Raw genomic sequence first — 6,222 nt, forward strand, 5'->3', positions numbered from 1 at the left:
CCCCCCCCCCCCCCCCCCCCCCCCCCCCCCCCCCCCCCCCCCCCCCCCCCCCCCCCCCCCCCCCCCCCCCCCCCCCCCCCCCCCCCCCCCCCCCCCCTACCCATGTCGTGGTTCGTCGGCAGCGTCAGATGTGTATAAGAGACAGGCCTTTACGTCTTGTGTATCGCTGGGGTAGACGCTTTGCAGGTATTGGGCAGCCTCGGCCAAAACCAGCCTGATTACCAAGAAGAAAATAATTCTTCAGGGGTCAAGAACACATCCAATGTATGGATGGGAATTTTTAATCTCTTTCCGCACGGGTACAAACACCGTAATAGGTGTTGATAGTCCAGATGTTCATGTAACCGGCTTTACCTACTCGTCGACTTCTGCAACGGCATCAACCATCACGGTAAACGATTTTCAGATCAGTCTTTTGGAAACTACCGGTCCTATTGATGCCTCGGGCGACTATACCGTTTTTTAAGCTCAAGTCATTCCCACAAAAAAACCTCATAGCCATCAACTATGAGGTTTTTTATTTGTAAAACCAGCATATTTTAGGTTTATTGGTATGTTCCGTTTTTAAACCTTAATATTTTTGCTGTTGTTTTTGAAGTTATTTTCTCCTTGCAATCGTCGTTTACCTTTTGGCTAATAATATGCTTGACTTTATTGCTAACGATGATATTGTAATAGCCCTGCGAAACGGTCTTTGAAAAGCTCAACGTTCTTACGGCTTCGTTAAATACGCCTGCACAGTGCATATCCCATTCACCCGTATAGGTTTCAGTTTCAAAATTCTTAAGCAGGCATTTGATTTGGGCGCCTTGAGGTTCGAAAATAGAAATCCGCTCGCTGCTGTAAGGATTAGGACTTGAACTTCCCCTAAAAGCAAGTTTAATGGCAAACGCATTTACACCAGCTTTAACTTTATAGGGATCTGTATCTATAAAAATGCTTTCCAGTCTTACCGCATCCGATGTCCAGCCATTAGCCGTGCCTTCTTCAAAGTATTTGCTGATGATCTTCCCGGTTTGGTTATCGACCAAAAGGATATAGCTATCAAGCGAAAAAGACTCTTCCTCTTTTTCGTTATACTTAGGGATAACTACTACCGACCAATCTTTACGATAAGGCAATGGCTTTTCCGCTATCAGTTCTTCGTTGCACTGGCTACGCTCTATGTGGAGCTGCGCCAACACTTTAGCCGCTAGCGCAGCCTGCCCGTAACTTCTATTGCTGATGGATAAGCTCAAAGCAATGATCAAACAGGCAATACAGCGTTTCATTAAACGATAATCAGGTTCTTTGGCTACTAGGCCAAGGCACTTTGCTTCACCACCATTTTCACTTTTTCAATCACATAATCCAAATCTTCCTTGGTGGTATATTTGCTGAAAGAAAAACGTACGGCTGGACGATTAGGATCAGCTTTGATGCCGTTCAATACGTGCGAACCAATATTTGATCCCGACGAACAGGCGCTACCTCCAGACGCACAGATACCATTGATATCGAGGTTGAACAACAACATATCGGCCATGTCCATTTCAGGGAAAGAAACATTTAGGACCGTATAAAGGCTCTTATCGGCATCGGTTTCGCCATTAAAGGCTACACCAGGTATTTCGGCCACCAGTTGTGCCTTTAAATAGTCTTTCAGGTCTTGTATATGGGTTTGGTGCGCTTCCATTTCGGCATAGGCAATTTCTAGCGCTTTGGCCAAGCCTACAATGCCATATACGTTTTCGGTACCGCCACGCATGTTGCGCTCCTGGGCACCGCCGTAAATCATCGGTGGAATTTTGATATTGCTGTTTACATACAAAAAGCCCACGCCTTTGGGTCCGTGCAGCTTATGCGCCGCACAAACAATAAAGTGCGCTTTCAGCTTGCGTACATCGTGCACATAGTGGCCCATGGTTTGCACGGTATCGGCATGGTAAATGGCATCGTATTTTTCGCAGATCTCGCCTACCCTTTCCATATCGGTTAAGGTACCCAACTCGTTGTTGGCGTGCATCAGCGATACAAAAGTACGGCCATTGGTTTGCAGCAGCTCTTCCAAATGGTTATAGTCGACGTTGCCTTTGCTATCAATATTTACGAAACTCAATTTATCGATTACACCATCCTTCAACAACATGTTTAAGGTATGCTCAACCGCATGGTGCTCAATTTTAGACGTAATGGCATGTTTAATTCCATAAGCGGCAATACCGCAACGAATGGCTGTATTATCAGCCTCGGTACCTCCAGAAGTAAAGAAAATCTCAGAAGGCGATGCGTTCAGAAGTCCCGCTACCGTTTTCCTTGCTTTTTCTACCAAGGTTCTTACCTCGCGTCCCAATGCGTGTATAGCTGACGGATTTCCGTAGAAATTCTGCATTACATTGGTCATTTCGGCAATTACTGCTTCATCTAAAGGCGTAGTGGCCGCATTATCTAAATAAACCCTTTTCATTTGGTTTGGTATTAATTGAGTTGTAATATTTCTTTAATATCTGTAATGATCTTGTTGGCCAGGTTTTCGGCCACGGTTTCATTCTCGGCTTCGCTGTAAATACGGATGATTGGTTCGGTATTCGAACGGCGCAAATGTACCCATTCTTTTTCAAACTCTATCTTTAACCCGTCGATGGTGCTATGCGGCTGGCTCTTGTACTTCTCCTGTACCTTAAGCAACAAACCGTCGATGTCCATTTCTGGGGTAAGCGTAATTTTGTTTTTCGAAATATGGTAAGCCGGATACGAGCTCCTCAACACCGAAATGGTTTTGCCCACTTTGGCCAGGTGCGACAAGAACAAAGCGATACCTACCAAGGCATCTCTGCCATAATGCGATTCTGGATAAATTACGCCACCATTGCCTTCGCCGCCAATGATGGCATTGGTAGCCTTCATTTGGTTTACCACGTTGACCTCGCCTACCGCAGCGGCGTTGTATTGACCACCGGCCTTCTCCGTCACGTCGCGCAGGGCACGGGTTGACGAAAGGTTAGAAACGGTATTGCCCGGTGTATTTTTAAGCACGTAATCGGCAATGGCTACCAAGGTATATTCTTCGCCAAACATGCTGCCATCTTCGTTTACAAAACACAAACGGTCAACATCTGGATCAACCACAATGCCTAAATCGGCACGCTTGGCTTGTACTACCTTCGAAATTTCGGTCAGATGCTCTGGCAAAGGCTCAGGGTTGTGCGGAAATTCGCCGTTTGGTTCGCAATAAAGCTCATAAACGGTTTCAACACCCAAAGCTTTCAACAAAGCCGGCACAAAAATACCACCGGTAGAATTTACACAGTCGATGGCAATTTTGAAATTAGCCTTTTTAATGGCTGCTGTATCAACCAGTGGCAGGGCCAAAATCGCATCGATGTGTTTTTGCAGGTAAGTATCGTTTGGCGTTACCTTGCCCAGTTCGTTGACATCGGCGAAAGCAAAATCGGCATTTTCTGCCATTTCCAATACTTCCTTGCCATCGGCATCGCTGATAAACTCACCTTTTTCGTTCAGCAGCTTCAGCGCATTCCATTGTTTTGGGTTATGGCTGGCCGTTAAAATAATGCCTCCTCCGGCTTTTTCGAGCGGAACGGCAATTTCAACGGTTGGCGTAGTAGACAAGCCCAGGTCAATCACCTCAATGCCGAGGCCTTGCAGGGTACCGATGACCAAATGGTTGACCATGGCACCCGAAATGCGGGCATCGCGGCCTAATACGATTTTTTTGTTTTGTGTTTTGTTAATCACCCACGAACCATAGGCGGCCGTAAATTTAACAATATCGATTGGGGTCAGCCCATCGCCGGCCTTTCCGCCAATGGTCCCTCTAATTCCAGAAATAGATTTTATTAATGTCAAGGTTGTAGATTTTTCCAAAAATAGTAATTTTTTGCCTAATGAATGCCAATTAAACACATGCCAAGGTAATTTTTAAAAGCAACTGATTTGCATTTTGAGAAATAAAATCAGATTTGCTGTTCTACAAATACTATATTTGCCTTATCAAAAAACGTCAACAAATAGCGTAATGCAACGTAAATGGTTTCAACATTGGTTTAATTCTCCTTATTATCACATCCTTTACAGTCAACGTAACGATGAGGAGGCCGAGTTTTTAATAGACAATCTATCTGCCCATTTGAGGCCCGAAGCCAATAGCCGCATCCTGGATATTGCCTGTGGCCGTGGCCGCCATGCCATTTACCTGAACAAAAAAGGCTACGACGTTACCGGAATTGACCTTTCTGAGCAGAGCATTAAATATGCGCAGCAGTTTGAGCAGAAAAACCTGCATTTTTATGTGCACGACATGCGCAAGCTGTCTTACATCAACTATTTCGACATTGCCCTGAACCTGTTTACCAGCTTTGGCTATTTTGATACCGAAAAGGACCATGTAAATGCATTAAAGGCATTTAGAAAGGGCTTGAAGGTGAACGGCACCTTGGTAATCGACTATTTCAATACGCAAAAGATCATCAAGAACCTGACCCATCAAGAAACCAAAACGGTTGACGGCATTGAATTCCACCTTAAAAAATTCGTATCGGAAGGCAAAATCATCAAGCACATCAACTTTGAGCACCGTCTGAAAACATACGCTTTTGAGGAGCGCGTACAGGCATTTTTCCTGGCCGATTTTGAGCGCATGTTCCAAAAAAGCGGCCTGGTCATTACCGAAACTTTTGGCAGCTATGGCTTAGCTCCTTACGACGAGATGAAGTCTGACCGGTTAATCCTTATTTGCAAAAAAGCATGATCGAAACACTTCAACAGTTTGATGCCGGACTTTTTTTAAAAGTCCATCGTGGCCTCAGCAATGATTTTTTCGACTGGCTGATGCCCTTGGTCAGGAATCGTTTCTTTTGGTCGCCATTATACCTGTTTATTGTGGTTTTCTGTATCAGGCAATACAAAAAAACCGGTTATTACATGATTGGTATGGTTTTGGCCACCTTTGCCATGGGCGATTTGATTGCCTCAAGGCTTATTAAGCCTGCCGTTGCCCGGCTCAGGCCTTGCAATGAACCTACTTTGGTACACGATATCATCCACAGGGTGCCTTGCGGCAGCGGCTACAGCTTTCCCTCGTCGCATGCCACCAACCACTTTGCCATTGCCGTTTTTCTGATTTGCCTATTCTATCAAAAATGGAAGCCGATTTTGCCTTTGGGCCTGGCTTGGGCCCTGCTGGTTAGCTTTGCACAGGTGTATGTTGGCGTGCACTATCCCATCGATACCTTTGTAGGTGCGCTTTTGGGTACAGCTATTGGCTTTTTTACTTTTTTTATTTACCAGAAAATTAAACCTGCGCCCTAATGGAAATCTGGAAGTTCCTTGTTTTGTTTTTTTGTGCCTTCTTTGGAGGTACGGCTATTTTTATGGTCAAAAACGACAAGTCGCAACTGCTTAAGCTTATTCTTTCTTTTAGTGGTGCCTACCTTTTTGCCATTACCGTGCTTCACCTGATCCCCGATGCCTACAGTGGCAGCGACAAGGGCGAAATCGGCATTTTTATCCTCATTGGCTTTTTGCTGCAGATTTTCTTGGAACAATTTTCGGAGGGGGTTGAACACGGCCATATCCATAAGCACCACGATGGACACGTTTTTCCATGGGGCATCATGATCAGCCTTTGCCTGCATGCTTTTTTAGAGGGCATGCCTTTGGCCAAAGACCCTAACAACGAACTTATCTTCGGCATTGCCTTGCATCATATTCCGGCCGCCTTTGCGCTGGCCAGCATTTTGCTACAAAACCATTTTAAGGCCAAGGGAATAATCTTCTACATTGTTGTATTTGCCATCATGGCTCCTGCAGGCTATTATTTCAGCACCAGCCTCAGCAACGGAAGCATTAGCGGTATGGAGCCTTATTACAATAAGGTAATGGGCATTGTAATTGGTATATTCCTGCACATTTCTACCACCATTCTTTTCGAATCAAGTGCCGACCACAAAATCAACAAGCGCAAAATGCTCGCTGTACTATTAGGGATCGGTATTGCTTTAATCGGTTTTTACAGCGCCGGACACGGGCACTAGCCCCTCATTTTGTCGAGCAAAACATTTAGCTGTTCGGCTTCCTCTTCGGTAAGGCTGTTGACAATGAAGGTAGAAAAATCTACTTCCTTATCCATTTTTCTCAACAGGGCAAGGCCTGTCTCTTATACACATCTAAAAGGGGGGGGGGGGGGGGGGGGGGGGGGGGGGGGGGGGGGGGGGGGGGGGGGGG

At 45.6% G+C, this 6,222-nt stretch carries 7 protein-coding genes; 4 read left to right on the forward strand and 3 right to left on the reverse strand.

Annotated elements, in window-relative coordinates; all coding sequences use genetic code 11:
• The first annotated feature begins 262 nt into the window (after window positions 1–262).
• Window positions 263–466 (forward strand): hypothetical protein, encoded by a 204-nt coding sequence (locus tag JHD69_RS18695; RefSeq protein ID WP_199141862.1) that lies wholly within the window; start codon window positions 263–265, stop codon window positions 464–466.
• Between the two features lie 79 nt (window positions 467–545).
• Here the strand turns inward: JHD69_RS18695 and JHD69_RS18700 are convergent, their stop codons facing one another.
• From JHD69_RS18700 to glmM, 3 genes are read right to left on the reverse strand one after another with little or no spacing between them, the layout of a single operon-like run.
• Window positions 546–1,271: a hypothetical protein gene (locus JHD69_RS18700; protein WP_199141863.1), complete on the reverse strand. Its 726-nt coding sequence runs from the start codon at window positions 1,269–1,271 to the stop codon at window positions 546–548.
• Window positions 1,272–1,297: 26 nt separating this feature from the next.
• Entirely contained in the window at window positions 1,298–2,446 is a 1,149-nt protein-coding gene (locus JHD69_RS18705) for a cysteine desulfurase family protein (RefSeq protein ID WP_199141864.1), read from the reverse strand.
• 11 nt (window positions 2,447–2,457) lie between these two features.
• Complete coding sequence (gene glmM / locus JHD69_RS18710; RefSeq protein WP_199141865.1) at window positions 2,458–3,846, reverse strand: phosphoglucosamine mutase; 1,389 nt, start codon at window positions 3,844–3,846, stop codon at window positions 2,458–2,460.
• Window positions 3,847–4,015: 169 nt separating this feature from the next.
• On the opposite strand from glmM, the gene JHD69_RS18715 reads away from it, so the two are divergent.
• From JHD69_RS18715 to JHD69_RS18725, 3 genes are read left to right on the forward strand one after another with little or no spacing between them, the layout of a single operon-like run.
• The gene (locus JHD69_RS18715) at window positions 4,016–4,747 is read left to right on the forward strand and encodes a class I SAM-dependent methyltransferase (RefSeq protein ID WP_199141866.1); all 732 of its coding nucleotides are present in this window, start codon (window positions 4,016–4,018) and stop codon (window positions 4,745–4,747) included.
• A complete protein-coding gene (locus JHD69_RS18720) occupies window positions 4,744–5,307 on the forward strand; it encodes a phosphatase PAP2 family protein (RefSeq protein WP_199141867.1) in 564 nt (187 codons plus the stop codon). Before JHD69_RS18715 ends, JHD69_RS18720 begins: the two co-directional genes overlap by 4 nt.
• Entirely contained in the window at window positions 5,307–6,032 is a 726-nt protein-coding gene (locus tag JHD69_RS18725; protein WP_199141868.1) for a ZIP family metal transporter, read from the forward strand. Before JHD69_RS18720 ends, JHD69_RS18725 begins: the two co-directional genes overlap by 1 nt.
• Window positions 6,033–6,222: the final 190 nt, after the last annotated feature.

The sequence above is a fragment of the Pedobacter sp. ASV12 genome (assembly GCF_016429155.1).
Taxonomy (GTDB): domain Bacteria; phylum Bacteroidota; class Bacteroidia; order Sphingobacteriales; family Sphingobacteriaceae; genus Pedobacter.

What these genes read in the sequence shown, in the direction of transcription:
- JHD69_RS18695 (WP_199141862.1), top strand. Translation starts at nt 263, where the DNA reads ATGTATGGATGGGAATTTTTAATCTCTTTCCGCACGGGTACAAACACC.
- JHD69_RS18700 (WP_199141863.1), bottom strand. Translation starts at nt 1,271, where the DNA reads ATGAAACGCTGTATTGCCTGTTTGATCATTGCTTTGAGCTTATCCATC.
- JHD69_RS18705 (WP_199141864.1), bottom strand. Translation starts at nt 2,446, where the DNA reads ATGAAAAGGGTTTATTTAGATAATGCGGCCACTACGCCTTTAGATGAA.
- JHD69_RS18715 (WP_199141866.1), top strand. Translation starts at nt 4,016, where the DNA reads ATGCAACGTAAATGGTTTCAACATTGGTTTAATTCTCCTTATTATCAC.
- JHD69_RS18720 (WP_199141867.1), top strand. Translation starts at nt 4,744, where the DNA reads ATGATCGAAACACTTCAACAGTTTGATGCCGGACTTTTTTTAAAAGTC.
- JHD69_RS18725 (WP_199141868.1), top strand. Translation starts at nt 5,307, where the DNA reads ATGGAAATCTGGAAGTTCCTTGTTTTGTTTTTTTGTGCCTTCTTTGGA.